General features: G+C 43.0%; 22 protein-coding genes. 1 reads left to right on the top strand and 21 read right to left on the bottom strand.

What is annotated here, in order from left to right:
* Nucleotides 1-41 precede the first annotated feature (41 nt).
* The 21 genes from ACPW7N_RS20715 to ACPW7N_RS20615 form a co-directional block, all read right to left on the bottom strand.
* Nucleotides 42-671, bottom strand: coding sequence for a TetR/AcrR family transcriptional regulator (locus ACPW7N_RS20715; protein WP_425653143.1), 630 nt, complete (start codon nucleotides 669-671; stop codon nucleotides 42-44).
* A 369-nt stretch (nucleotides 672-1,040) separates the two neighbouring features.
* Entirely contained in the window at nucleotides 1,041-1,262 is a 222-nt protein-coding gene (locus tag ACPW7N_RS20710; RefSeq protein WP_425653142.1) for a hypothetical protein, read from the bottom strand.
* A gap of 178 nt (nucleotides 1,263-1,440) precedes the next feature.
* Nucleotides 1,441-3,021: a SagB family peptide dehydrogenase gene (locus ACPW7N_RS20705; RefSeq protein ID WP_425653141.1), complete on the bottom strand. Its 1,581-nt coding sequence runs from the start codon at nucleotides 3,019-3,021 to the stop codon at nucleotides 1,441-1,443.
* Between the two features lie 22 nt (nucleotides 3,022-3,043).
* On the bottom strand, nucleotides 3,044-4,987 hold the full coding sequence (locus tag ACPW7N_RS20700) for a TOMM precursor leader peptide-binding protein (protein ID WP_425653140.1): 1,944 nt from the start codon (nucleotides 4,985-4,987) through the stop codon (nucleotides 3,044-3,046).
* Nucleotides 4,984-6,957 carry a putative thiazole-containing bacteriocin maturation protein gene (locus ACPW7N_RS20695; RefSeq protein WP_425653139.1) on the bottom strand — a complete coding sequence of 658 codons (1,974 nt, stop codon included), beginning with the start codon at nucleotides 6,955-6,957 and terminating at the stop codon, nucleotides 4,984-4,986. Before ACPW7N_RS20695 ends, ACPW7N_RS20700 begins: the two co-directional genes overlap by 4 nt.
* Before the next feature lie 149 nt (nucleotides 6,958-7,106).
* Nucleotides 7,107-7,346 (bottom strand): hypothetical protein, encoded by a 240-nt coding sequence (locus tag ACPW7N_RS20690; RefSeq protein WP_425653138.1) that lies wholly within the window; start codon nucleotides 7,344-7,346, stop codon nucleotides 7,107-7,109.
* Between the two features lie 573 nt (nucleotides 7,347-7,919).
* Nucleotides 7,920-10,427: a hypothetical protein gene (locus ACPW7N_RS20685; protein WP_425653137.1), complete on the bottom strand. Its 2,508-nt coding sequence runs from the start codon at nucleotides 10,425-10,427 to the stop codon at nucleotides 7,920-7,922.
* 260 nt (nucleotides 10,428-10,687) lie between these two features.
* On the bottom strand, nucleotides 10,688-11,323 hold the full coding sequence (locus ACPW7N_RS20680; protein ID WP_425653136.1) for a hypothetical protein: 636 nt from the start codon (nucleotides 11,321-11,323) through the stop codon (nucleotides 10,688-10,690).
* Nucleotides 11,324-11,485: 162 nt separating this feature from the next.
* A complete protein-coding gene (locus ACPW7N_RS20675) occupies nucleotides 11,486-11,818 on the bottom strand; it encodes an ArsR/SmtB family transcription factor (RefSeq protein ID WP_425653135.1) in 333 nt (110 codons plus the stop codon).
* A complete protein-coding gene (locus ACPW7N_RS20670; protein ID WP_425653134.1) occupies nucleotides 11,818-12,252 on the bottom strand; it encodes an SRPBCC family protein in 435 nt (144 codons plus the stop codon). The genes ACPW7N_RS20675 and ACPW7N_RS20670 overlap by 1 nt, the downstream gene beginning before the upstream one ends.
* An 84-nt stretch (nucleotides 12,253-12,336) precedes the next feature.
* Nucleotides 12,337-13,371, bottom strand: a complete 1,035-nt coding sequence (locus tag ACPW7N_RS20665; protein ID WP_425653133.1) for a DUF3231 family protein — start codon at nucleotides 13,369-13,371, stop codon at nucleotides 12,337-12,339.
* Between the two features lie 69 nt (nucleotides 13,372-13,440).
* Nucleotides 13,441-13,587, bottom strand: a complete 147-nt coding sequence (locus ACPW7N_RS20660) for a hypothetical protein (RefSeq protein WP_425653132.1) — start codon at nucleotides 13,585-13,587, stop codon at nucleotides 13,441-13,443.
* 4 nt (nucleotides 13,588-13,591) lie between these two features.
* The gene (locus ACPW7N_RS20655) at nucleotides 13,592-14,809 is read right to left on the bottom strand and encodes a Ger(x)C family spore germination protein (RefSeq protein ID WP_425653131.1); all 1,218 of its coding nucleotides are present in this window, start codon (nucleotides 14,807-14,809) and stop codon (nucleotides 13,592-13,594) included.
* On the bottom strand, nucleotides 14,802-15,908 hold the full coding sequence (locus ACPW7N_RS20650; RefSeq protein WP_425653129.1) for a GerAB/ArcD/ProY family transporter: 1,107 nt from the start codon (nucleotides 15,906-15,908) through the stop codon (nucleotides 14,802-14,804). Before ACPW7N_RS20650 ends, ACPW7N_RS20655 begins: the two co-directional genes overlap by 8 nt.
* A 3-nt stretch (nucleotides 15,909-15,911) precedes the next feature.
* Nucleotides 15,912-17,441: a spore germination protein gene (locus ACPW7N_RS20645; RefSeq protein ID WP_425653127.1), complete on the bottom strand. Its 1,530-nt coding sequence runs from the start codon at nucleotides 17,439-17,441 to the stop codon at nucleotides 15,912-15,914.
* Nucleotides 17,442-17,570: 129 nt separating this feature from the next.
* On the bottom strand, nucleotides 17,571-18,968 hold the full coding sequence (locus ACPW7N_RS20640; RefSeq protein ID WP_425653126.1) for a sensor histidine kinase: 1,398 nt from the start codon (nucleotides 18,966-18,968) through the stop codon (nucleotides 17,571-17,573).
* Complete coding sequence (locus ACPW7N_RS20635) at nucleotides 18,965-19,645, bottom strand: response regulator transcription factor (protein WP_425653125.1); 681 nt, start codon at nucleotides 19,643-19,645, stop codon at nucleotides 18,965-18,967. Before ACPW7N_RS20635 ends, ACPW7N_RS20640 begins: the two co-directional genes overlap by 4 nt.
* Before the next feature lie 26 nt (nucleotides 19,646-19,671).
* On the bottom strand, nucleotides 19,672-20,118 hold the full coding sequence (locus ACPW7N_RS20630) for a hypothetical protein (RefSeq protein WP_425653123.1): 447 nt from the start codon (nucleotides 20,116-20,118) through the stop codon (nucleotides 19,672-19,674).
* Nucleotides 20,119-20,170: 52 nt separating this feature from the next.
* Nucleotides 20,171-21,385 carry an efflux RND transporter periplasmic adaptor subunit gene (locus ACPW7N_RS20625; protein ID WP_425653122.1) on the bottom strand — a complete coding sequence of 405 codons (1,215 nt, stop codon included), beginning with the start codon at nucleotides 21,383-21,385 and terminating at the stop codon, nucleotides 20,171-20,173.
* A complete protein-coding gene (locus ACPW7N_RS20620) occupies nucleotides 21,382-24,444 on the bottom strand; it encodes an efflux RND transporter permease subunit (protein WP_425653121.1) in 3,063 nt (1,020 codons plus the stop codon). Before ACPW7N_RS20620 ends, ACPW7N_RS20625 begins: the two co-directional genes overlap by 4 nt.
* Nucleotides 24,445-24,658: 214 nt before the next feature.
* Nucleotides 24,659-24,859, bottom strand: coding sequence for a cold-shock protein (locus ACPW7N_RS20615; RefSeq protein WP_425653119.1), 201 nt, complete (start codon nucleotides 24,857-24,859; stop codon nucleotides 24,659-24,661).
* 504 nt (nucleotides 24,860-25,363) lie between these two features.
* Here ACPW7N_RS20615 and ACPW7N_RS20610 point away from each other — a divergent pair.
* The gene (locus ACPW7N_RS20610; protein WP_425653118.1) at nucleotides 25,364-26,122 is read left to right on the top strand and encodes a class I SAM-dependent methyltransferase; all 759 of its coding nucleotides are present in this window, start codon (nucleotides 25,364-25,366) and stop codon (nucleotides 26,120-26,122) included.

Genomic DNA, 26,122 nt, shown 5'->3' with positions numbered 1-26,122 from the left:
CTTTTGTTGACTTTGAAAAGTTATTCATTATTCGATATCTTTTAGAATCCATTGAACAGAATTTCCAAATGATCCTTATAGGCCTCTGATAATGACCTCGCTCCTAGCATCTGAATATGAACCTGAAAAGGGATCCCATAAAAAAGGGCCAACAAATGCTCGGTAACAATCAACCTTTTGGATACATCCAGTTCAGTTATCTGTCTCAGATAATATAGAATAATTTCCCTCAAGGAATATATCTGTATATGAAGTCCATCCGTTGATCCGTTTGCAATCACATAGCGCTCGTACTCGCTTAATTGTTTCTGTGTCGGCTTTTCTTTTAACTTGGAGTAATAATAGAGCAAGGAAACCAGTATTTTCTCGGCATTGGGTATTTCTGCTGCAGATTGAAACACTTTCTGAATGCCTTCTAAACCAGTATAAGCGTTCGAGTTGATTTCAAGACTTCTTTGAAAACACCATCTCAATACAAAATAATCAAGCACTTCTTCTTTCGAATGAAAATAACGAAAGAACGTCACTTTGGATACATTTGCTTTATTACATACATCTTCGAGAAGGATTTCGTGAAAATTTTGTTCTTCAAGTGAAAGAATAAACTCCTTCAAGATGGATGACATGGTTAGATACTTTTTCCGCTCTCTTAGGGAAAGCTTTTGCTCCATATGGTTTCCACCTTACCTTTTCATACTTCGTTCTTCTTTGTGCTGAAACAAAGTCTTAAGAAAAAACATGAACAACAACATGAGTACACTTATGTATAAAGTAGTCAAAAGGCTTTTTAGTATAGTAAAACTGCTGGCTATTATAATGATGCCATCCGAAGTGTGCGGAAAAGACAATAACAGGATAGACACCATACCATTCTCAAGATAATCGAAGAAAGCTGCTAGTAAAGGAAGGTACATAAGTACATTAATTCTTGGATTTACTTTCTTCGTAAATAAGGCGATGAATAAAGCTCCAGCAATGCCCATTAAACCCGGATAAAATAAATCCAAAGGAATCTGGTAAGTCAAATACACTTCTCTTCCCTACTCTCCGAGTTGCTGCAACAGATTTACAGCATATTCAGGAGAATAACCAAAAGGCATTAAATCAAATATTTTCATGCCATCGGCTTGTTTCTCAACGATTGGAATTGTTACATACAACATAAAAAAATATATCATTTGTGAAGGAATGAGCCATGCGAACGCTTTTGTCCATGTTGCTTTTAACATAATCATGTACGTAAGCTTATTGAACATCTCCATATCCCCACTCCCCAACCCTTTTTGTTATTCTAATAAAAAATGTAACACAGGTATCACTTTTGTGAAAAGAAGGATTTTTTGTCGAATGTAATTTAGAGATCGAACAGAACAGAAATAAAAAAACAAAAGGAGCCACAGAAGCAGCTCCTTTTTTCGTCCTCACTCTCTTCTTTTGCCCCTAGCTACGCAAGCTCCCCTCCAACTTGGGACTAGCACGATGGTGACCAACAGGAATTTGAATCAGGCTAGTTTCTCCAATTGGAGCCATCTGATAGATTTCATCAGAGGTGTTCGAATCATATCCAAGGAGCGCGTGTCCCTCCATCCCGATGGCAGACGCGGCTAACAGTAAACGTTGCACGAGCATACCTGCTTCCATCTGTTGGATGCGATATCCTCTATATCCAAGTGCTGGAATGAGGTGATCCTTAGCCCCTGACACATGAAAGCAGAGTGGTGTTTGGAACAAGTTTACAAAGTCCATATACATTCCCTTTTGCAGCCAGTACCGATGATCTCCAAGACGTGCCAAACGCAACGCATGATTAGCACTGTCATAGTGGTAAGCACCGTCCTGAATGCCTTCTACGTTATACAAACAGCAGTACAACGCAACACGTGAGCGGGGATTAGCCTGTTCTTCATCCAAATCATTCCGATAAACGAAGGAAGCGGTCACCTCTTGCAACAGAGTAGCTAGTTGCATTTCGCTTACCTTGCTTAAAAAGAAATTCAGTCCCGGTGAAAACCGCTTTCGGCAGACCGATGCCAGATCATATGACATGCGCTTCACCTTTGGCAGTGTCACTTCATGGTCCTCAAAGGTATAGTTCTTCTCCCCTTCAATCTGGCGAAACGATCGCGGCGAGTCCTGAAAAGACGCTTCGTTCATTTTTAATAGCATCGGATACTCCAAGACTCTCTGTGACCGAACGTAGTGATTATGCTGAATCGCTGGCAACTCCTGACACAAATTGGTGGCAGAAACAATCCCATCACCGCCATTCTCTTTCCCAAACCACGTGATCTCAGAGTCAATTGAGAGCGGAATGACCGCATAGACGCTCTCTTCCTGTTCGGACAGCCCGAGCAGATGGTTGATTGCCCGATCAAGAAACTGAAAGTACACCCCCGATTCAAAGCCAAACCGTTTCGCGACCTCCAGTAATTGTCCGATCAGCACGCCAGTATCTTGTCCTTGCAAGCGATAGGAGAAGTTATTGTATTTATAGAAATTTTTCCAAAACATGGTCGACACAAAAACAGTACCAAAACAAGCTGAAATGTCACAGCGCTCACCCATGGCTTGAGCAATATACGAATCGAAATTTCCGCTCCGCAACAACACCAATCGGTGGTGTGCCACATCATAATGGTAAATTCCTGCGGGAAAATCTTCTAGCTTTAGATAAACATATAATTCATTTGGATACATTGCACCACCGGAGGGAATAAACCTCCGGTACGTTTGTATCGGCCCAAAAGCTGGTTCTGTGGAGTCCAAATCAGGGGGAGAATGGCTGAATTGAGTCAGTCCGAATACGTACCAAAGAAAATGACCGATATCGTGTAGATCGGGTGTCGCAGGTGCTTCCAGTCTTACTAGTGAAAGTGGTATTTCTGGAGAAAATTGAGTTACAGGCAAGCCACGGTAGAGCTTAAATGGAAGTGGCGCATCTTCCCAATCCACTTCAAAGTCAAGAGGCCTGGTCTTGTCAGGCTCGAAATGCAGATTGTACAGAAATTCATCCAAATTCATCCTTCTGCCTCCTAATCACGCCTTATGGAAACGGATGTGGATGTGGATTGAGCTGTTCATACGTGAGCGGTTGCTTCGCATACCCAAGTTCCACCGGCACATGTAATGCCCTCTCCAGTCCCGTCACACGGGTAAAATGATGTCCGAACGTCATGGGCAACATCCCTGGAATCAGTACTTTCACGCAATGCAGTCCGTTTCGCGAGATTTCAGGTGTCATCTGGTCCACCACGATTACATCGAGATTCAATCGGCGGAATGTCTGAAGAATGTCCTTCAGCTCTTCGGTCAGATCGGCATGCCTCACCCTCATCTTGAATTCCTCATCAAACGTTCGCAATGGACGATTATCATTCAGTAAAAAATGCATGCGCTCTTCCGCTTCCGGCAAAGCGTATAGCATCGAATGGTCCTCCATCTTCTTCACCAGAGACGAATCATGAAACATACGTACATAATTCTCCCGGTTTTTCTCAAATTTATCGTCAAGTGTCAGCAACATGGCTGCCACTTCTTGTAACGAGCTTTTCACTGCACGCACAGGGTCCGGATGGGCACCACCAGCACAAATAAGATTTACTCCCTTTTGTTTCCTGCTTTTTGCCAGCGTCCAAACACTTGGAATCCCATTTTCCATCGTCGCATTAAACAAAAAGACATCGAATCCCGCTACTGCCTGCAACCGTTCGATCATCAAATTCAACTCTAGGTCATTAGCGGAATAAGGGTCAAGACGTGGGAGAGGTAGCTTTGCGTACCAGGTCATCAGGAACGAATCTCGCTCCACCACTTCCAAAATAGCGTAGAAAATAGCCTCTTCCAAACTTCCGCCTAACGCACATCCGTTCGAAGTTTCAAAGACAAAACCATCACCACAGCCCAAGCCGTAATAGGCAAGCAACTCCGGAACCAAAATCGGACGCTCCTGCAAAAATGAATAACCCCAAACCCAATCGATGGGTCGGTCAGGATCAAACATTTTAAACGGATAATCAGGACTGTCATATTGTTCTTTGGTATGCAACCCGACCTTGACAGGATCGAGCGCTTGATCCGCAAGATTGTGGAAACTGTCATTGATCACTGTCCGTTTGCCACGAGGTGCCATGCCACAGTACCGCTCCAAGCCCTCCAAAATGGCTGTCGATTCGCTTTCCGCATAGGAATGAGTCCGACCTGATGCTGACTCGTCTCCCGTAAACATCGGCAGATTCACACCCACATCGGCAAACGGTGACACGAGATCACGCATTTTCCCATTCAAAAAGCCTATCCGATAATCCAGATAGTCTTTTTTCAGAACTTTCTTTAGGTCATCCATCGGTTTACAGCGGTAACTGTCGACACTGATCTTTGGACTAGGTTGTAGCGAAATTTGTGCCGCTTCCTTTGAGTCATCAGGCAAGTGACCGCAAACCGGACATGACGGATCGGGCAGAAAGAAGTGAAGTGAGTTCTTTAGTGTCTTCAGGTTGATTAAAAACACCCGCCCTTGTGAGTGGGCTTGATCGCCTTTCAACACCCTTTCTGCCTCTGCCACGAGTAAATAGCTCATTTGCAAAAGTCCAGTGTTCGATGCCCATGCGTCATGCAGCATCCCCCCGTACTCCCCGAGCCTCTGTTGCAGCTCCCACATCTCCGTGCGGTCGCGTCCCGCCATAAGCTGCCGCAGGTCCGCACATAGGGAACACCCCGGCTTACCAGGTTGAACCAACGGCCCGACCACGCCTTCACCAAATGAAACGAAACCACGAAGCCAGGGGATGCCGGATCGCTGAAACACTTCTTCTGCCTCTTGATGGATGGAGGGATGCCAGGAATCGTTTAACACCAGAGCCAAATCAACAGCTTTCGGTACTTCTGCCTTCAAATCGGCCTGATGTACGACCTGGTATTGAGGGGACAGTTCTTTGCACACCAAGTCCGCCAACAGCCCAGCTCCGACAACCATAACGACAGAGCTCACCCGGACACCTCCTCTCGCAACAACACGCCAAACACTCCAGCTATTTCCTCTTTCAAAAATGGTTCCAGTGCCAAATCGAAGATGAGTATCCGCTTACCATTCTGTTTCAAAACCTGCAAGGCTGACTGCAAATCCTCTTTTTGTGCCGCTTCTTCAACCGCAGGAATCAAAAGGCTCTGTTGCTCCTGTTCTTTCACCAGAAGGGAAGGTACCTTCAACACATGCGTCGCAATGAACTCCGCTTTGTTTTGTGCTTCAAGTAATGCCTGTTGCAACGACTTACGCAACGCCATTGTTACATTCAAGCCTACACTTCCATACCAGTTATCGCCCGTACCGACCCAAACAACTGGAAAGCCGAATACTTCCGTTCCCAAACCGATCACTGGCGCTCCTTGCATCGTGGTCAATGCTTGCAAATAAAACTGACAACGTTCATCTTCTACTGTACTCTGAATCCGAGTTACTTGAGGCTTTTGATCCATCTGCTGCTTGCCCAATTCTTCAGACAAACATTTTTGCAGACCACGGCAAACACCCTCCGCAACGGTTTCTCCTATTCCTATTCCTACTCCGACTCCGATATATTCCTGCGGTTCTGCCATACATCCCTCTACTACTTCATCAGAGGGAAGTATCGTCGTGAATGTACTGACTATTCGAGAAATATAAGTTTCAAGTCCAATAAGCCCTGCTTCCCTTCGCGCTTCCTCATGTGAGAAACCGGTAACGACCATCTCCGGCAACAATTCAGCGGGCCCCTCAGACAGTGGGTCGGCTGCCTGAATGCGGCACTGGGCCAACGGAAGCTGCTTCAAGTCTCCTTCCTCCCAAATATGGAATATCCCTGATTTCGACGATGTCAATGTACTGAAATAAGAAAACAATCCGTTCTTTTCACTGCTGACCGAATTCTGTTCAAAGAGCAGATCGAGGTTATCAATGCATCTGACTTCAGGTTGTTCTTTTACCAACGGATGAGGCATGAACGAATGCCAGTTCCCTTCCAACGTCTCCAGATCAAGCAGATATATATGATTCTTCAGGTTCGATTCCGTCACAGCCGTAACCGTTTTGAACAATTCAAATACGATCACATTTGCCAGCATTGCTCCTGCTGTGGAAGAGAAAGCCTGCAGCTGTGGATATTTGCAGAGTGCGGATTGGTGGATACGACGCAACGCTGACTCCCAACATCCCTCAAATTCTGGATAGACCAACGGACCCGCCAAACCCACTTGCTGTAAAAAGATAGCCGGCAAAAGCATCTTGCCCTCCTCCCTGCAAACCGCATGAAGGACCCGCAGTTCCTCTATATCACCCTCCTGCGACACGTACAAAATCGAATCAAACGGCTGCACAGCCTCTCGCCAACCACTCACTTCCTTTTTCACTAAGGCAAGCTCCTCAATCGCTACCTCAGAGTCCAGTTTGTGGGCATGTTCCACCAGTTCCTCCAGCCGCTGTCGATTGGTTGGCACCCCATCTGTGATCAGCATGTGAAATCTCGACAAGCCGGAATCCAGCAACGCCGCAACCAATGAGACAAAGAATGGACCAGAGCCTACAGCCAACACGTTAGCCTGCCGATAGGACTGAAAACGGTAAGCACCAGAATCTGCAAAATTATTCAAAAATTCAATTTGAGAAGCATACTTTTTAAGAACATTGTTCGTCAATTGATGCGGAAGATCTTGGCTCACATCCTGAACAAAACCGTTTTGGAATAAGCTTTCTGCGATTTCAATCACCCGGTCCCGATAATCGTCCGGCAATCCGTCTGTCAGTTGCTCCAACGTATGCTCGCCATTGAATACCGGTATCAGTTGTTCAACCCACTGATCGATATCACTGCCTTCCATACGGAACGAGCCGACGTTGTTCCGAAAATACACGCTGCCATTTGGATCAGGGAGAAAAAACGTGTCCCTTTTTACTTTCAGACGCATAGAAGGGTCCAAATTTGTCATGTCACTCCTCCTTACATGAGCCTTTATCAAATCTGTACCATCACTTGCACAGTAATCTTATGTATGGCTATTTGTCCCTCATTCCAAAACTTTAGTGAGGCAGCCTATGCCAGATAACTACTTACCTATGCAAAGGCTACCTCTTTTTCTCAGGCAGTCACAGTTTCCATTAGGAACCTGAAGTCAACGGCGACGGGAACAACGGCTGCATAGGAAAATGCAAGTGCAAAAAAAACAGCTACAAGAGCAATTGCAGGAACAATTACAAGAACAATTACAAGAACAATTACAAGAACAATTACAAGAACAATTACAGGAACAATTACAGGAACAGTTACAAGAACAATTGCAGGAGCAATTACACGAACATCTGCAAGAACAACTGCCACGCCCGCATCTTCCCTGAACCAAAATGGCATCTTTCTGTTTTTCATTGTCCCAAGGCGTTACTTCTCCACCCTTGAATTGATCAACCTTCAACTTTTTTAGTTCTTTTTTGAAATCATCCATTTTTTTCCGCCTCCAGCATTAAGTTAATGGCTTTTTTCATCCACTTAACGATAAATCAGAAAAACAACATGACGAATATACCCCGGAGATACAATAGCCGGACGGACGAAGCCGACCACTATACGAATACTCAGACGAATATACTTTAAATTTATGTAACAGCATCCGCTAATGGTTACTCAATAAATTGCCTTTTTATCATGCCTTGCCAATTTTTTTACTTTAGTTGCCTAATAAAGCCGCACTTAGCTTGAAAGAAAGAACAAAAAGATGCTATAGCAATCCTAAGAAAGATAGGCCTGAGGGTCAAAAGGGTGATCAATCGAGATCTTAATTACCCATCCGAAATGAAAATAGAAACGAACGAGAAAGAGCCCGCCATCCAAGGCGAGCTTAAGTTATTCTATCCTTTGGGAAGATAGTCTGTTCGTGCATAAATTGTTGATAAAACACTAAATGGTTCGAGATGCAATTGCTTCAAATATGTCAATCATTCCTCTTTCTGGATCATATCTGGCAAGTAAACGATCTGAAAGCGCCGTGCGCTCGAACCAGGGCTTACTATAGAAGGTTTGGATTTCACGAGGTTTCAGCGGGTCGGAGAGGTCGAACAGCGAACCTCCTTGCTTCGATCCCAAATACAAGGTTTCCTTGAATCCTCCAACTTTAGGGTTGCCGATCGTGTTGATCTCCTTCAGTTGCGGGCGAACTCTCTTTAGCATTTCCGATACTCTCGGTGTCACGGAAGAGGTGACTTGCTTGCCACTGTGCATAACCGCCATTTCCGAATCGACCCGTCCGCTGTTGGCCATGACGCTCATTAGCACTGGTGCTATTGGGGTGCTGACATCCCATCGGCGTTCCTCGTAAGGTGAAGTATGGACTAGCAGATGTCTACCACCTTCCCTCTCGAATGAAAGGTTACGTAAACCTCTGGGTGCAGAAACAGATGCTCGATGAACGTACAGAACCTGTTGTACAGCCAATTCCAGTGGCTTTTGGTTCTCATCGCTTACGCCTTCAAGCTCAAGCAACAACTCCGAAGGTGCACTCTCCCCTTCACGAATGAGGGCCAGATGCGCCACTCCAGACCACGAAGGTAGAGCGGACAGTATCCTCCTACCCTCCCTGTCAATCACCCGAATTTGATCGATCGATCGGAGGTTGTTTACCACCACCTGCCAGAGTTGAAGGAAGCGTCTGATTCGGAAGGGCGGGTCGATGAGCCACTCAATCTCCTGTCTCGGCGTGATTGGTCGCTCCCATCTATAGCAAGAGGCAATTGCCACCACCCTTTCTCTTTCCAGCTCACGAGCTTCTTGGCCTGTTATCGCTTGTGGCGGTGGAATCGTGATTGTCCGTACCCCTCTTGTGGTAATTAAGCGAACATGGCAAGGATAAGGGTTATTCACGTACTCCGGCTTGAACTTGGGTCGAATGGTAACCTCATTGTTACCAATCGTCAGCGTGAATTCATCCAGCGGATCGTCAATAATCCTCGCTGAACAGAGGGCGACTGGGGGTTGTACAGCAACTAGGATAGTGGCCTTGTTTACGATGGAGAAGCCCGAACGACATCTGCCCTCAACTGTCCATTCGAATGGGATGACATCCACGCTAATGATTCCCCCTGGAGGCAATTCGCGTTGGTTTACTACGACACCACCAAGGACGGGACCCTGGGGAACCCCTCGGATCGTCATGAGATTTAGGCGTCCGCCGAGACCAGATAGGGTAAGATTTATATTGTCATCGCATTCATAATTCTCGTCGTTTTGCTTTTTGCAGTTGCTCCCGAGATCCCTAGAAATGTCATCCTCCAATCCTTGCGTCTCAATTGTAAAGATGGCGGCAATGAGCCGAATTAGTGGACCAATCAGCGCACCAAGCAGGAATTTCGGCAAGTCGATCTTGTCACGATCGAACAAAATCGCCCCAACGCCTGGCCACAGTAAAGCAGCAGTCACCGCACATGCAACCTCTTCTACTATGTCTGACGCAGCAGCATCGATGTGATAGTGTGTCCTCAATACATTTGTCATCGGAACTGATAAAACCGCACGGATCTTGGCTTCAACGTCCATGTCAATATCGTCTATGAAAAAAGGGCAGGCATCTATCAGCTCACCTCCGAAGCTGATATCCAGAGCGGGACCTCTGGGATCCCAAGATACCGACGGCCCCCTCCTCAGCTTGAACTTCGCTACGTTAGCCAGACCCTTTCTGATCTTGTTAGTTGCTTCTTCTTGGAAAATACGTGCGTCCGCAAGCATCGCCCAGCTGCCTCCGTTTAACAGGTTCACTGGATCCTGAGTAAAGAATTCAGGTCTCAGGTCTTCGTCAGGACGGATCTCCACACGCAAAGCAACGAAATCCCCCCCGCTGTTAGTCGTAATTCCAGCATTGATGGCAGTCACCGGACGGTTCAATATTCTGGACAATGGCGACAGATCGATCTGTGTAGGAGCTAAACGATAACTGGCAAAAACAGCTTCGATTTGTGACTTGATTGCAGGGGGCAGCAAGTCACTCAACGTTCCATAGTCGATATGGTCTAACTTATACTGAAGTTGGATGGGCCCGCCTTGTCCAACCCGAGGTGACATAACCTCTACCCATACATTGAAAACTGGAAAGACAGTAAACTCTTGTAGTTGGCTTGGATTGGGCCCGTTCTGCACGAGATCAATGTTATTCACTAATCGTACGGTCAACGCTTGTTTGACTTGCAAGTAAGGGACAGTGAAAAAGGTATAATTTCGTGGAAATAAAATCCACACGATCTGGGTGGGATTCGACTGCTTCTGCACAGTGGTCACATCTGGTACATCGATGTGGTCGATGACAAACTTTGCTCCTTCAAAGTCGAACTCTTGGTCAATACAGGGCTGAATTGCCCTGATTCGGTTCCTGACAATGCGTCCGAATATCTGGGAAGAAAGCTGAAATTCAAAAAACATGATGAGTCCTCCAGTCTACCTAATGATTCTGAAGTACGTCGACCACGCCATACGCGAGGCAATATACACATAAGCTTTAGCTACATCTACGAACATACATTCCGTATAGCCTAGGCTTTTGATTATGATATTAGGCAAATGCCAATGAAGTTCTGATTGAAGTGCCCAATTTGTTTTTATCGCAAAGTACTCTACCCATTCAATTGCAAAGAAAAAAGACGCCTACAAATGTAGTGGCGTCTCGAATATATATTCCTTATTTATATAAAACAACGTTTCACCAATGACACCGGCCCATCTTTGATTAATCCGATTCCCCGAGCATAAAACTTGAAATCTATTACGCCAGGTTCCAATGGTGTAGTTTCTCTTATTTTCAGAACATTACGGAATGTCCCTTTCGGTATTTGAATGGTAGCGGTCACAGTGATTATTTCAGAACGATCCAAAGCGACACCCGTTGCCTGTTCTTGAAAGTATTTTGCGCCATTTAGCGGGATTCCTGGCATGATTAGTCCTGCTTTTGCGCCGTTTCTTCCGGCACGCCAGGACCCTTCGTGACTGACGATTTTGCCCTGTTCATTAAAAATATCGACATCTTCACCGAAGTAAAATACGCTGTTATTTGTTTTGGAAATAGCAAAGAAATTCCTAGAAATCTCAACAATTCGTCCATTTTGAAATTCTTTTTCTTCTACAATTCTTGTTTTTACCCCATTAATCATTTTGGTTTGATTTAGTACGGTGATAATTACCTTGATTTTATTTCCTTCTTCTTCTCCTTTTAATACAAGCTGATATCCTGGTTGTAGGATGAAGTAAGGGTTTGTACCAACCGACGCCAAATCATTCTTATCTATGAAAAATTGACGGGTGAAATTTATAATAGAAGCCACCTCCGATTCGTACGCGAATTACTTCAATAGTATGAAAGCAATTTGTTGAATGCCATCAGCCATACTCTTGAATCGTAATAATCGGGCGATGTGTTTTCTCTTCTTATTTTTGAAGACTGAAATGGTAAAATAAAAAAAGACACCTGATAGTGTCTTCTTTAGTTATCCCCCATCCTGCCCCTTGGATTCCACCACAAATCGCAGCATGGATAACTTGTTATTCCAAAACTGTTCGTAATAGGACAACCACTCTTGTAATTCAGCGAGCGGTTCGGGATGCAACCGAAAACGCTTTTCTCTCCCTACCTTCTGTCCACTGACCAACTCTGCCTCTGCAAGAATGTGCAGATGCTTTGCAATAGCGGTACGGCTCATCGGGAAATGGGAAGTCAGCTCGGATATAGGCAAATCTTGTTGTGATAGTAATTTCAGAATCTCTCTTCGTGTAGGATCGGCTATCGCTTGAAAAACATCATGTTTTTGTAATGCCGACATTATTCCTCAACTACTTTGCGAAGCTTGTCATTAACAAGAGACTGCCATCCAAAGTTCATGCGGTCACGAATGACAGATGCATCTTCTTTTGCTTTTGGAACCATTTCTCCCGGCTGCTTCCATCCGGCATGAACAACCGTAAACTCCGTTTGATTTCCTACTTCCTTCAATTGAAAGGTTACAATCCAACCATCTGTGTCCCACGCAAAGCTGAGACGATGAGGAGCTTCAATTTCCAATACTTTGCAAGGTGACGGTCCAAAAGGTGATTGGATATGGAATTCATGACCGACAACCGGCTGAAAATCATTCGGCATAAACCAGGATGCAATGCCTTCTGAAGAGGATACGGCTTCCCATACTTTTTGGATAGGCGCATTGAAAGTTGCCGTTTGCTTGATGTCCTGAATTGTATTCGCGTTATTTGTTTCCATGATGTATTCTCCTTCTTGCCCTTAAAGTAAAACCATTTGGTTTCGCTTTTGATTATATGAAACCTTTTGGTTTTATGTCAATCTTTAAAGTGCATAGATTTCTGTCTCCCTTTTTTCATTTGCTAATTCATTTCTGTCTGGTGCTTTTGGTGCCTCTTCTAACCATCCATGCTTAATCATGAGATTTGCTCCATCCTCCGCAAATAATTGAATCTCCGCTATGAGTCTATTGTACATTTGGCCTAAGTCTCTTCTCGGACTCATCGTGATCGCAAGACCATAATACTGAATGCTCACGCCGATTAAAGCAGTTGTAACATGCATCATCAACTTGTCAGAAAAAACACGCTGCGTTGTTTCGGTAACTTCAGAATCCCAGGTCATCGGTACAGGAAGATAACTCTCTTTTAAGGCTGAGCCAAAAATGTCACAATGCTTTTTGGCAATGTCTCTGCCTCTTAATAAAAATTGAGTGACTTCCCGGTCCTGTGAAACTTGGCTAAATCCGATCATAGTAGCAACACCTAAAGCATTTCTGATTAGGTTTGTATATAAAGGAGTGATTTCCGTAACCGTAAGTGGTCTTTTTTCGCCAAAGAATCCTGTTAAGAATCCTTGATCTTTCACAAAATCAACCTGCTTCGGTGCAGGAATATGCGGTGCCCGGATATACAACCCTTTTGACAGTAAAGCATCCTTGATCCTCTCATACAACTCGATATCCCGGATTATGCAATCTGCAAAAAAGGTTGAAACGTCTTTCCTCGTTGCAACCGATAAATTGATACTTTGCGCATGCAGGCCTACTTTAAGCAAATGATGTAAAAAGTTTAAAACGTAAGTATCTGAGAACAGTTTGGGTGCATGCAAATCTACATCTTTTTCGATTGTAAATCCATGTGGAACAGGAATTCCTTCCCCTTTAAAAAATTCTGCGAACTTTTGAAGATGAAGTTGACATATTTGTACACTCGACTCTAATAGTGATTTTATCTCCCTGTCTTCCACTTTGTTCAAAAAGTAAGTGAGTATCGGAAAAGCAGCACTGTCATTCATATACATAGACCAAAGCTGTGAGATTTCTGCTGATGTTAATTTGATCTGCTTATTTTCCTGCATGGTTGCACCTCCAAAAATAAAACACTTATGGTAGTTTCTCCAAACGTTTTTAGAAATATTGAAAAAGAGTTATGGCTTGCTCTTCTTCCAGGGAGGATCGATCAGCTTGTGTAACTTTTGATTGATTTTGTAACAGATAAGCGGAACAAGAAATGAGAGGATGGCGATAAATAAAATAAGCTTCGACGGCAAAAATCCCGAGATCGTTTTCCACATACTATCACCCGCTTCGCAAACGTTCTGATTTATTGATGATACCGCCAGTCTGCCTAAGCTTTACCTTTGCTTCAACTCGTATTTTACATTTTGTGAAATAGTTTCTTCCCTGATCCCAATCATTTTTGATCGTTTTCCAGAGTTTGTAATGATGCTGATATACGTACTTACCCAGACCAAGAAAATCTATTTTGAACTCTTTTTGAGACTTACGAATGGCATCATTTGCCAACCGCTCTATTTCTTCTGCAATCTTCTTTTCCAATTTCGAGCTGACATCCTCACGAAGAAAATCGATACGTTCGAATGACTCTACAAGATTTCCCTCTGCATCGATGGAAATAACAATCTCCATTTGATTGATGTCTTTCACATTTGCTTTGATCTTTTGTTTTGATTCCTGAATCTCAAAAATAACCAGGTTATCATATACACCAACCTTTAATAACCCTCCAGTGATATTGCCACGAATAAAATTCAGCCCCTCTGTCTCCTCCTCTCCGAGAAAACCGACCATTCGATGATCTGACCCATTAAAAACAGCTCCACCAGCCACTTTGACTTCCTTGGTGTCAGCAATAATTCTCGGAATAACAAAACTCTCCCCACTCAGAAGATATTCATGCACATCGCCGACTCTCGTCTCCTTCAACATTCTGGCACTTTTTTTTGAATTTCGTACAATTGAATCAATGTACATAACGGGCAACTTTTCATTCTTTGGGTTGATTTCAATTGTACTTCTCGCATTACCCTTGGATATCAACACTTTTGTGCTGCGCCGCATTTCCTGATCACGAATGAAAAAATCAAGAGTGTCACCGAATGCATATTTTTTGCGAGCAACATCCTCAGAGATTACAAGAACCTTAAGATGTTGAAAAAACGGAGAGCGACTCGTTCTCGTTGCGAGTTCCCGAGTAACCTCAAACATGGTTCCACCTTCCGACGTAATATTCAAAAATGCCTGATCGGTTTTATTTGCAGTATTTTGCGTTAATGCTCCTGGAATAACAAATTGCTGCGTCACTACAAACCGATGCTTGCCGTGTGGTTTGTCAGGAGCTTCTCTCTTCGCCTTTTCTTTCAATTCTTTTGATTTGGGAAGATCAATCGCAACACCAATAACGAACCCTCGCTCATCAATTTCCACCTGATCCCAGCATCCTGTTGCAACCAACGTCAAAGAGACAATTAAAAGGACTAACAGAAATTTACGCATTTGCCTTTACCCCGCGAAGTATTGCTATTACTAAGAGAATCATTGGCATTAGTAGACCAATTACCACACCTGAGATGCTGATGATTTCGCCAAAGGAAGATAATTGGTTAAAGTTTTGTGGCAGCATGGACAAAACATAAGAAATGAATGCCAAAACAGAAATGAGGGTGATTTTCTTGCACTGTGGAAGTATGGAGCGAATCAACATGACAGACAAGTCGTACGCCATCGATGATGTATTGAAGATCGTCATGATCCAGACAGTAAAGAAGATGGAATCCACCCGCTCTAAAAAAGCTCCAGGCAATTCCACTTCTTTGGCTAATTCAATTGTGGGGAAGACTAAATTTTTCGTTCCAAAAGATGAAAATACCCCAACCGTGAACAAATAAATAATCGTATATAAGAGAATTGGTATTGATAATCCAATCATTGCTGCTTTCGGTGCATCTTGTGGTCGCTTCATAAGTGCTGTATAAAACAAAACGATTTCAAATCCCAGAAAAGAAAAAACGGAATCCTTTATTCCAGACAAAATCGGCTTTACTCCTGTAATGAACATCGGTTGCAAGTTTTCCTTCTCTATTAATTGAATCGTAAATATCAAAACAAAAATGACAATCAAAAGAACGATTGGGAAGAATAACACGTTTAGCCGTATGATCCCGATACTTGGTCCTGATACTGCATAAATCAAGACAAGTAAAAATACGAAAGTAATCACTTCAACGGGTGTGATATCAAACAAATACTGCTTCGCTATAATTCCAACGGAGCGTATCTCATAGGAAACAAACAATAAGAGATAGGCGCTCATCAAGAAAGTAAGGACATACGATACCGGTTTGGAAACAATCTTACTTGTATACTCGAAAAACGTCATTCGGGGAAATCGTGCCGCTAATTTTGCCAACAGCCAGGCAAAAATCAGTGCAATCACCCCCCCTGTTAAAATGGATATCCAGCCATCAGAAGATTCTATATCTGTGGCAATTGTCCGTGGTAGAGTTAGGATACCAACACCGATTACCATCGAGGAAATACTGATATAAAGTTCTTTTTTGCTAATAATTGCGTCAGCATATTCAAATCTTTTCATCGTTTACCCCTTTTCTATCCGTTTTTCATCTAATGGCTGCATCATTTTCGGTCGTTTGGAAAGCAACGTAATGGGTGCTCGTACAACGAGATCTTTCCAATCCTGTAATAGTCCCGGAGCAAAAGGTGTCGTATAGGGAATTCCGAAACTATGAAGATTAACCAGATGAATGTTAATCATGATATAAAACAGTACGATCCCAAACAGTCCGAACATGGCTGCTGCAAACATCACTCCAAAACGGATGATTCGAAGGGAAATAGCGAAATTATAGGAAGGCAGTGTAAATGTTGCAATTGCAGTAACGGAAACAATGATAACCATGACAGGACTGACAATACCTGCAGAAACAGCAGCCTCGCCGATGACCAAACCTCCGACGATACTGACGGTTTGTCCGATCGGCTTAGGCAACCGTATACCTGCCTCTTGCAACAACTCCATTGTACCGATCATCATGATCGATTCCACGAACGCAGGGAAAGGTACCCCTTCTCTTGCACCGGCAATGGAAAAAGCTAAATCGGAAGGGATCATTCCTGGATGATAAGAAGCGAGTGCTATATATAAAGCGGGAAGAAAAACGGCTATTGCAGCAGAAATATAACGTAAAATTCGTGCAAGAGTACCCATATACCAACGAAGATAAAAGTCCTCCGGTGAATGAAACATCATACCTAACGTAACTGGTGCAATGAGCACGAATGGAGTCCCATCGAGAAAAATGGCAACTCTTCCCTGAACCAATGACGAGGCAACCCGATCTGGTCTCTCGGTATTCTGGATTTGAGGAAACGGGGATAACGTGCTGTCTTCAATCCATTGTTCTACATATCCGGATTCTTCCACCTCATCAATATCAATGGTCGCTACTCGTCTTTTTACTTCCTCAACCAGTGCAGGATGAACGACTCCTTCTATGTAGGCAATGATCAGTTCTTTCTTGGCCCGTCGTCCTACAGTGAAAGAATCAAAGCGAAGATGAGTATCTCGGATCCGTCTGCGAATGAGAACCGTATTGACACGGATATTTTCCACAAAGCCATCCCGAGGGCCACGAACAAGACCTTCTGACAGTGGCTCCTCGACATTACGAGTTGGAAACTTCTGAACTCCCATGAGCAAAGCCTGATCAGATTGGTCGAGAAGAAGCAGCGTGTCTCCGGACAAGAGAGCAAACAAGAGTTCTTCCATGTACATGGTCTGCTTTACTTCACAGATGGAGAGAACTTCATTTTTAATTTGGGTCAGAATAACGCTAGCGTCTGGCTTTTCTTCCCTATCGACTTCGAAATGTTTCATCTCAATATTTTTCAATACCATCTCATTGATCGTTTGTTTATCTACCAAGCCATCGATACAAACCACAGCACATGACAGACTACCATTTAACAAAATTTCCCTGATAATTAAGTCACGGGGCGAACCGAGAATGGTTTTGATTTGATTGATATTTTGCTGGAGATCAAGAGACAGTGGAGTTTCCGAGGAAGATTTAGATTTCTTCTTTTTCTGAAAGAATAGACGAACCAAGTCAAGAACCCCCTCAGAAATGATCCTTGCTATTATTTACTAATCTCCATGATCGTACTCAATAAAATTTACCAATCGAACAAACTCATACCAAAAAAAGCCTCTTTTCAGAGGCTTTCCGAAATCCATTCATATCCTTGCTCTATCATCTTTTTGCAGGAAAGGAAAGTGCACACAAAAACAGGTACCTTTGCCTTCGCTACTGCTTACCTCGATACTGCCTTTTGACCGATTGATAATCTCCTTTACAATCGCCAGACCTAGTCCACTGCCCGGTCGCTTGTTGCGTGATTTGTCTCCTTTATAGAACCGGTCGAATATTTGCGGCAAATCGTTCGAAGAAATACCGATTCCTGTGTCTTTCACAGTTACAGTGATTGCCTTGTCAACCTCAATCCCGATAAAAAGAGAGCCATTAGCGTCAGTAAACTTAATACTGTTGGTGACCAAATTGATCCACACCTGGTTGACAAGGTGAGGGTCTGCAAATAGATAGGTTTCAGGAAGATCCAATTCGATCTTCAAGTTCTTTTCTCTCCACTGGGGCTCAAGAATCACCAATACTTGTCGAATTTGTTCATCCAACCGATAACGAACGGGCTCATACAAATTTGTCTCTTTTTCCAGAGAAGCCAGAGTCAGCAATTGCTTGCTCAGTGATGAAAGTCTCCTGCTCTCCTGTTCGATAATGGCAAGGTACGCTTCCCTCTCTTCGTCCGTCACGCCACCTGATCGGATTGCTTGCGAGAACCCTTGAATGGATGTAAGCGGTGATTGAATTTCATGCGAAACATTGGAGACAAACTCTTGCCTCATCTCTTCCAGTTGTTTTAGCGATTCCGTCATCTGAGTGAAGTAGTTTGCCAGATTGCCCAGTTCATCTCGCCGTGAAATATCCAGTTTAATATCGTAATTCCCCTCAGCCAGTTTTTTCGTCGCTTTTGTCAAGCTTTTTATAGGTTTGACAATATATCTTGTAAAAACAAGAATTAAAATGATACTGAGAAAAAAGGTCGTATAAAATAAAAGGGTAAATATAATATGCACTTCTCCAAACTGTTGCTCAATATTTGGTCTGACGAAGAGAGCGTAGGTTTGCCCTTGCGCTTGAATGGGCAAGCCGATACTGTTTTTTAACGTATTCTCAAAAAAACCGGTAACGAACAATCCATGTTTTTCTTCGGTAATTCCTCGGTACACATGGCCAGAAAGCACCCTCTTGATAATCTCTGGACTAATTACATCCTCTCGAAAAGGGCCGCCAAATGATGTGGCATGGCCCTCTCGATCCACAAGATAGAGTTGAAAATTCATATTTCCTATCTGTGTTAAATACATGTGCAAATCAGTGGCAGGATTCTTTTCATACATTTGGACGATTTCATTGCCAATCCGGGCAATCTTTTTTTCATTATATTCCTTCAAGTTTTGCTGGTAGTACCAATTGGACAAGAGAAAGCTGAACACTCCGCTGACAAACACAATGGAAATGAGGGCAAGAACCATACGCACATATAAGGACTTCATGAACCACTTACCTCCAGTTTATAGCCCAATCCCCGTACAGTGGTAATCACAAAATCATCCGATTTATCCGCAAATCTCTCACGAAGTCGCTTGATATGAACATCAATAGTACGACTGTCCCCTTCGAAATCCATCCCCCAAATTTGTTCTAGAAGCTGATCTCTCGTAAACAACCGATCAGGAAAGCTCGCCAGATGTGATAACAACTCAAATTCTTTTAAAGGCAAGTGAATGATTTCATCTCCAACTTTAACTACATAGCTGTTTCGGTCAATTACCGTTTGATTAAAAGTGATAACCTGCTTGCTTACCATCTGATATCTTCTGAGAAGCGCCTTGATGCGAAACAACAATTCAGATGGTTCAAATGGTTTGGTTACATAATCATCTGTCCCTGACAAGAAACCCTTTTCCTTATCCCTTACTTCTCCTTTGGCAGTGAGCAAAATAACAGGAATATCATAATGTGCCCGAATCTCGCCACAGATGTCCAATCCTGTTTTGCCTGGCATCATCACATCAATTACTGCAAGATGAATTTGCTCACTCTCCAGAATAGCCAGAGCCTGGTCTCCATCGGTGGCAGATAACACATGATACCCCTCTTTACTCAAATAGAATCGCAGAAGCTCAAGAATATGTGAATCGTCATCGGCGATCAGTATACTAACCTTCACCATAATCCCCCTTGCTTTCCTGTACCTCAGGTAAATCTCAAGCAAACGATGAAAACAATGGAAGAAATGAGCAATATAAAAGCAATGGCAATCTTTGAGAAGGTATTCAACAGTTGTTTCAACTTACATTCTCTTTCACTATCACTTGTTTTGCTCAGGATTCTCATCATCCATGTTATCAGGATGACAAATAGTAAAGCAATCAGCCCGCCTCCGTCTTCCATCAGCTTTAACCAAAGTGGCTTACTGTTACCAATCATCCCCATTGATACGAGCATTCCGATACCTGAAAGGAGAACGGCAAGAGCTGCTCCTTGCATAACTCTCATGATTCCTCCTGTAAATACTACTGTGCCTAGTTGTTGCAAAACCCCTGACTGGTTTGCACTTCGGATAAAGACGACGAGAACTACTAGTGCACCCAACCAAACAGATAAACTAATGACATGCGTAAACAACAATCCTGCGTACATAAAATAGGTTCCCCTTTCTGTGAAAAAAACATCTCGATGTATAACCGTTTTGCTATTGGTTGATCTTCACACTGGCCTGATCAAAAAGATCAGAATGCCCACGTACTACAATTTGTTCTCCAGCAGCAACTCCATCTCTGATGAGAACTTCTGAAGTGTTGCCTTCAAGCACCTCAACTTCCCGTTTATAAGCCGTTGTCCCTTTAACCACATAGACACAAGATTTGCCATCTTCATCGACGATTGATTCAATTGGCAGGAGCACACCCCTTGTACCTTTTCGACCATTTCCTTTTATATCCGCCCTCATTCCCAAACGAAGTGAATGATCAGGATTAGCAAGACGTATTTCAATCGGAAACAGTTTTGTCTCTGGAGAGGCTGAAAATCCAGCGAATAGAACAACCCCCTCCGTTTTTCTTTGCAAAGTTGGTATATAAACCTCTATTTTTTCCCCTTCCATAAATTGCGGAAGGTCTTTTTCAGGAACCTGTGCATTGACAATCACAGAATCCAGATCAATAATTTCTGCAATTGAGGTCTGCAAGTTTACTGTGTCTCCTACAACCACAGACAGTTGATTAATCACTCCGTCAATGGGTGCAGGGATTTTTGTATTTTGTAGAGCGTTTTCTGCCTTTTCGAGTGCGATCATTGCCTCAGAAACACCGCTGGAGGTGATCGTAATACCTGATTCATCCTTTGCATCAGAAATGGTTGCTGCTCGAAATGCACTTTGGGCACGCAACCAGTCAGCCTCAGCGGTATCAAGCTGTGCTGCTGGCAAAGCTCCTTCCTGAACCAGTTTTTTGATCCGTTCATAACTCTTTCTCGCACTTTCTAACGACTGATTCGCAAGTGTGGAAGAAGAGATGCCGGTATCAACTGTTTGGGGTGATCTGGCTTGTGCCAGTCGTGCTTTTGCTTCATCTAGCTTGCTTTGCGCTTGCCGTAACGCCAGCTTTTGCTCGCTATTATCTATCTCTCCGATGATTTCTCCTCTTTTTACAGACTCACCCTTCTTTTTGTACAGTTTCACAATGGTCCCTCCTACCTGGGGAAAGACCTTTCCTGTTGATTCGGCTGAAATTTCGCCGATCAGTGTCTGGTTGTCTGCGAGAATGCCTTCTTTGGCTTCCATGACACTGACAGAAACGGGTTGTGATAATGTGTTTATTTCTTCAATAGAGGTATCTTGGGAAGAGCATCCATATAAACCAAAGCACAAAAATAAGCAGAAGAAAGATTTAATCAGTTTTTTCTTCATATCTCATAGCCCCCTGACATGGTTTGAAAAGCAGCATGTTCCCGGGTGCGAAATGATTTGTTCAAGCGATAGAGCCATTCATAACCAACCGGAACAACAATCAGAGTCAGCAAAGTAGACGTGAGCAATCCACCAATGACAACAGTGGAAAGTCCTTTGGAAAGCAAGCTGCCTTCTGAAAAACCAAGTGCTAGCGGAAGCATGGCTGCAATCGTTGCGATAGCTGTCATGATGATTGGCCGAAGGCGTGAACTGCTCGCTTCCAGAAGTGCTTCACGGACAGGTTTACCACTCGCAAGAAGTTGCTGAACACGATCAACTAAAACAATAGCATTGGTTACTACAATCCCGATTAACATCAGAAAACCAATCAATACGGTCATATCCAGTGTTCCGTTTACCAACCACAAGCCCGTCACCCCACCTACTGAAGCAAGTGGGAGAGAAAGCAGAATGGCAAGAGGTGAAATCAGGTTTCCAAAGGAAATAATCATAACCAAGAAGACCAGCAGAACGGCCGCACCCATTGCAGCAAACATCCCTATAAATCCTTGCTGTATATCTTCCTGCAATCCTTCCGAATGAATGGTGACCCCTGCTGGAAGCTTCAATTGCTGCAGTTCTTTGGTCTGTTTCTGAGAGACACCGCCTTTGTCAGCATCAAGAATATCGGCAGTAATCTGAATAAATGGTTTTCCGTCTTTCCGCAATAATTGTGATGGCTGTTCCCCTTTTTTTAGAGATACAATCTCATCCAATAAAACGGCTTGCCCTGCTGGTGTATGAATCCAAAGCTTTGGTACTTGTTCCAGTGCAATTGATTCTCCTGAACCAAACACAAGATCAAACTCCTTATCATTTAACCAAATGCTTGTCAATTTGGTGCTGCCAAGACTTGCTGTCACTTCTTTTGCTACCTGATCGGGTGACAATCCCCATTGCGCTGCACGATCCCGATCAACCTTTATCGTCAATTGTTCTTTTGTATCTGCGGTATTCTCCTTGACGTTTGCAAAGCGTCGATTTTTCTCCAATGCTTCCTTTACCATTTCTGCAGCTTTTTTTAATTCCGTGTGAGTTGCTCCATACAATTCGATCTGGTAGCCTCCCTGGCCGCCAGATGCAGGTTTTCTGATGGTAAGTAGGGTATCTGGAGAGAGTAAGGGCTCTACCTGTTTTCTAATACGAACCATTATGTTGTTTTCATCTGAACCCGCCTTCAATTTGACAGTAAGGTTTGCTATGTGTGACTGTTTGGCTTCCCCTGCATTTGCGCCGATTCTGCTTTGGACATAGAGCACTTCATGTTCACGCTGAATGATTTCTTCTATTGTTTTTACTTTGGCACTTGTTGTTTCCAATGAGGTATTGATTGGCAAGGTCACATTTATATACAGCAGATCAGTACGAAGTTCAGGTAAAAAACCACTTGGCATTCTGACAGCCAAGCTGATACTTCCGATAAATAGCACGATGGTGACAATTGCGATGATTCTCTTGTGTCCTAATGACCAGGTGATTAGCTTTGTATAAATAGCTGAAAGGCGACTTTCTCTTTGTGTGTTCTCTCGATCTTGCAATAAGGTAACACTTGCTAGCATGGGCACCACTGTAACTGCAACTATCAAGGAAGCCAACAAAGAACAGACGACAGAAGCTGCAAAAGGCTTAAAAAAATCACCCAATATCCCACTGACAAATGCAATAGGCAAGAAGACTGCGACAGTGGTTAGCGTAGAGGAAGTGATTGCTCCTGAAACTTCCTTGACAGCTTGTTGGATAGCCTTCTTGTTTCTTTGTGATTTCTGAACATGCCGGTTGATGCTTTCGATGACCACAATATTGTCATCTACGACCCTTCCGATAGCTACCGTCATTCCAAATAAACTCATCAAGTTGATACTGATTCCGTAATAATTCATAACCGTGAGACTGACAAGCATGGAGAGAGGTATGGAAACCAACACAATCAACGTGGACTTCACATGTCGCAAGAAGAAAAACAGTGCCATTCCAGACAAAACAATGCCTATTATTCCTTCTTGTACCATGCCTCCTATCGATTCTTTTACGAAATCAGAACGGTCAGAGACAATTTCAAATTGCAGATCGGGATAATGTTTACGGAAATCATCCAGTTTTTGATGAATCTGCTTACTAATTTCGACGATATTTCCTTCTGCGGCTTTGGAAATTTCCAAAGCAACTGCCGATTTCTGATTCAATCTGCTGATTGATGAGCGGTTCGTACTCCAGGCAATTTCGGCAACATCTTGAAGTTGAATATATCCTTGAATATGGTTTCCTTTGTCTAACAAAGGAATTTTGGTCATCTTGATTTGTTCCAGATTCTTAAACTCATTATCAATGCGAACGAGCATGTCATTGTCCTTTGAGGAAACACTTCCCACAGAAGCAGCAACATGTTGGCCGACAATCACCTGTTTCAACTCGGATGGTGTCAGCTTGTAATGCAGAAGTTCTTCTGCTCTCGGTTTTATACGAACTATTTTTTCTTCCGAACCAATAATTTCAATTGATTCTACACCATTAATCCTCCTTAACTCATCCAGAACGATATCATTTACGATTTGGTTAAACTTTTCATTGGAGCGTATCTTGTCCTTGTTACTTATCGCCAGAAAATACATCGGTTCACTGCCAATTGTCCGTGCCTTCACTTCGGGGCGACTCGCTGTTAGCGGTAAATTGACACGAGCAACCACTGTTTCCAATTCATCCTGGATCAAATTCATATTGACGTTTGGTTCAAGTGAAACAGTCAGTTGTGAGTAATTCTCCTGCGAATGGGAAACAAATGATTTCACACCACTTACTGACTGGACAGCTTTTTCCAAAGGTTTGGTCACATTCTCCAGAACATCATTTGCTGATGCATTTTGATAAGACGCGGAAATGGTCAGAATCCCCAATTTGACCTGAGGTTCACTTTCAATATTGATCACCGTTAACGAATAGAATCCACCGAGTGTGATTAGTAAAGAGACGATGATTACTGCTGCAGGATTTTTTATTGAAAAATTAGTTAACCACTGCACTAGAACTTCTCCCTCCCCAGTGCCAGAAATTTATCACACACTGCATCAATCATCTTGCTGCTCTATAGTAAACCCTCAATATGAACGGACGATGAACAACAAATGACAACATCCATGAAAACAATAAAAAATCACCAGCATGAAAGCGGCTGGTGATTCTCGTAAAAATAAAAAAAGAACTGCTCTAGAAGAGCAGTTCGTTCTTTGCAGTTGATTACAATTTTACAACGTTCTCAGCTTGAGGACCACGGTTGCCTTGAACAACGTTGAATTGAACGCGTTGTCCTTCGTCAAGAGATTTGAAACCTTCGCCTTGGATTGCGCTGAAGTGTACGAATACATCGTCTCCACCTTCAACAGAGATGAATCCAAAACCTTTTTCTGCATTAAACCATTTAACTGTTCCTGTTTGCATGTACGTAAACCTCCAAAAATTTATTAATATGCTGATCACATTTACATCGTAAATAGAAAATTAACATATTATAAAGAACATCAAATCGAGCTGATAATCTTTATAATACGTCAATTATTTTCCCGATAAACACTATATTTAATTGATTTACGATAATCTCTGCCCATTTAGAATACAACAATACAGATGATATGTCAAACAGAAATTACCATCTTGATGTGCTGTCACTTTTTGTTGATATATCAAGGTTTTGAAGGATTTTTGGATGTTGAAAACTGAGGTAATAACTGGTAATATAAACGTTCAATTTTACTCTATCTCGCTATCAGTTTTGATTATCCTATGATTGATCAACTAGTTATTTCCTGTAAATGACGATTCGGTTACCATTTCGCTCTAGTTTTTTTCTGAATTATCACAAAACAAAGTAATATAAAGTTATCCGCTTTGCGATAAATACTGTTATATAATGGCAATAAACATTTTTTGTAAGGAGCAACCCAGATGAAAGAAGAATTATTTGAACTCTTGTTATCGGAAACAAACAGAAGTTTCGAAGGTTGGGACTTTTCGTACATAACTGATACGGGCAGAATGCAGAGTGAACCGTTGTCCTGGTGCTACACAAGTGAAATTCTTGGCGATCTCAGGAAAACCACTTCACTCCTGGACATGGGAACAGGCGGTGGTGAGTATCTGGCCAAATTAATCCCACTTCCAGCACTAACTTGTGCTACTGAAGGGTATGCCCCCAATGTTCCGATTGCGAAAAATCGACTTGAACCGCTTCACGTTCAGGTTTATGAAGTAATTGACGACGAACACCTCCCTCTACCTTCGAGTCATTTTGAAATGATTATTAACAAACACGAATCATTCTCGCCATCCGAAGTGAATCGTATTTTGCAACCTCAAGGGGTCTTCTATACCCAGCAGGTTGGTGGTCTCGATATGATCCAGCTAAATGACGCCTTGGGGGCAAATGCGGAACACATGTACAGTACGTGGAATCTTGCGTCAGCCTGTGCTCAATTGGAAGAGGCTGGCTTCGTTATTGAGCGCTCTGCAGAAGCTTTCCCTTATGCCCGTTTCTATGATGTCGGTGCGATCATTTACTACCTCAAAGCCATCCTGTGGCAAATACCTGACTTTACCGTAGAAAAGTACAGGGATCCATTGGAGAAATTTCATCAAACGATTCAGGAAAACGGATATATTCAGTTTCAGTCCCATCGTTTTTTCCTTCAAGCACGAAAAAAGTAA

The organism is Brevibacillus nigriterrae (assembly GCF_049846925.1).
Taxonomy (GTDB): domain Bacteria; phylum Bacillota; class Bacilli; order Brevibacillales; family Brevibacillaceae; genus Brevibacillus_H.
The sequence above is the reverse complement of the archived record's forward strand: the minus strand, read 5'-3'. Positions and strand labels throughout refer to the sequence as shown.

Excerpts from the sequence above, each read along its gene's own strand:
- ACPW7N_RS20615 (WP_425653119.1), bottom strand. The coding sequence starts at position 24,859 with ATGCAAACAGGAACAGTTAAATGGTTTAATGCAGAAAAAGGTTTTGGA.
- ACPW7N_RS20650 (WP_425653129.1), bottom strand. The coding sequence starts at position 15,908 with ATGAAAAGATTTGAATATGCTGACGCAATTATTAGCAAAAAAGAACTT.
- ACPW7N_RS20640 (WP_425653126.1), bottom strand. The coding sequence starts at position 18,968 with ATGAAGTCCTTATATGTGCGTATGGTTCTTGCCCTCATTTCCATTGTG.
- ACPW7N_RS20685 (WP_425653137.1), bottom strand. The coding sequence starts at position 10,427 with ATGTTTTTTGAATTTCAGCTTTCTTCCCAGATATTCGGACGCATTGTC.
- ACPW7N_RS20715 (WP_425653143.1), bottom strand. The coding sequence starts at position 671 with ATGGAGCAAAAGCTTTCCCTAAGAGAGCGGAAAAAGTATCTAACCATG.
- ACPW7N_RS20665 (WP_425653133.1), bottom strand. The coding sequence starts at position 13,371 with ATGCAGGAAAATAAGCAGATCAAATTAACATCAGCAGAAATCTCACAG.
- ACPW7N_RS20610 (WP_425653118.1), top strand. The coding sequence starts at position 25,364 with ATGAAAGAAGAATTATTTGAACTCTTGTTATCGGAAACAAACAGAAGT.
- ACPW7N_RS20670 (WP_425653134.1), bottom strand. The coding sequence starts at position 12,252 with ATGGAAACAAATAACGCGAATACAATTCAGGACATCAAGCAAACGGCA.
- ACPW7N_RS20625 (WP_425653122.1), bottom strand. The coding sequence starts at position 21,385 with ATGAAGAAAAAACTGATTAAATCTTTCTTCTGCTTATTTTTGTGCTTT.
- ACPW7N_RS20675 (WP_425653135.1), bottom strand. The coding sequence starts at position 11,818 with ATGTCGGCATTACAAAAACATGATGTTTTTCAAGCGATAGCCGATCCT.
- ACPW7N_RS20660 (WP_425653132.1), bottom strand. The coding sequence starts at position 13,587 with ATGTGGAAAACGATCTCGGGATTTTTGCCGTCGAAGCTTATTTTATTT.
- ACPW7N_RS20710 (WP_425653142.1), bottom strand. The coding sequence starts at position 1,262 with ATGGAGATGTTCAATAAGCTTACGTACATGATTATGTTAAAAGCAACA.
- ACPW7N_RS20655 (WP_425653131.1), bottom strand. The coding sequence starts at position 14,809 with ATGCGTAAATTTCTGTTAGTCCTTTTAATTGTCTCTTTGACGTTGGTT.
- ACPW7N_RS20695 (WP_425653139.1), bottom strand. The coding sequence starts at position 6,957 with ATGACAAATTTGGACCCTTCTATGCGTCTGAAAGTAAAAAGGGACACG.
- ACPW7N_RS20630 (WP_425653123.1), bottom strand. The coding sequence starts at position 20,118 with ATGTACGCAGGATTGTTGTTTACGCATGTCATTAGTTTATCTGTTTGG.
- ACPW7N_RS20705 (WP_425653141.1), bottom strand. The coding sequence starts at position 3,021 with ATGAATTTGGATGAATTTCTGTACAATCTGCATTTCGAGCCTGACAAG.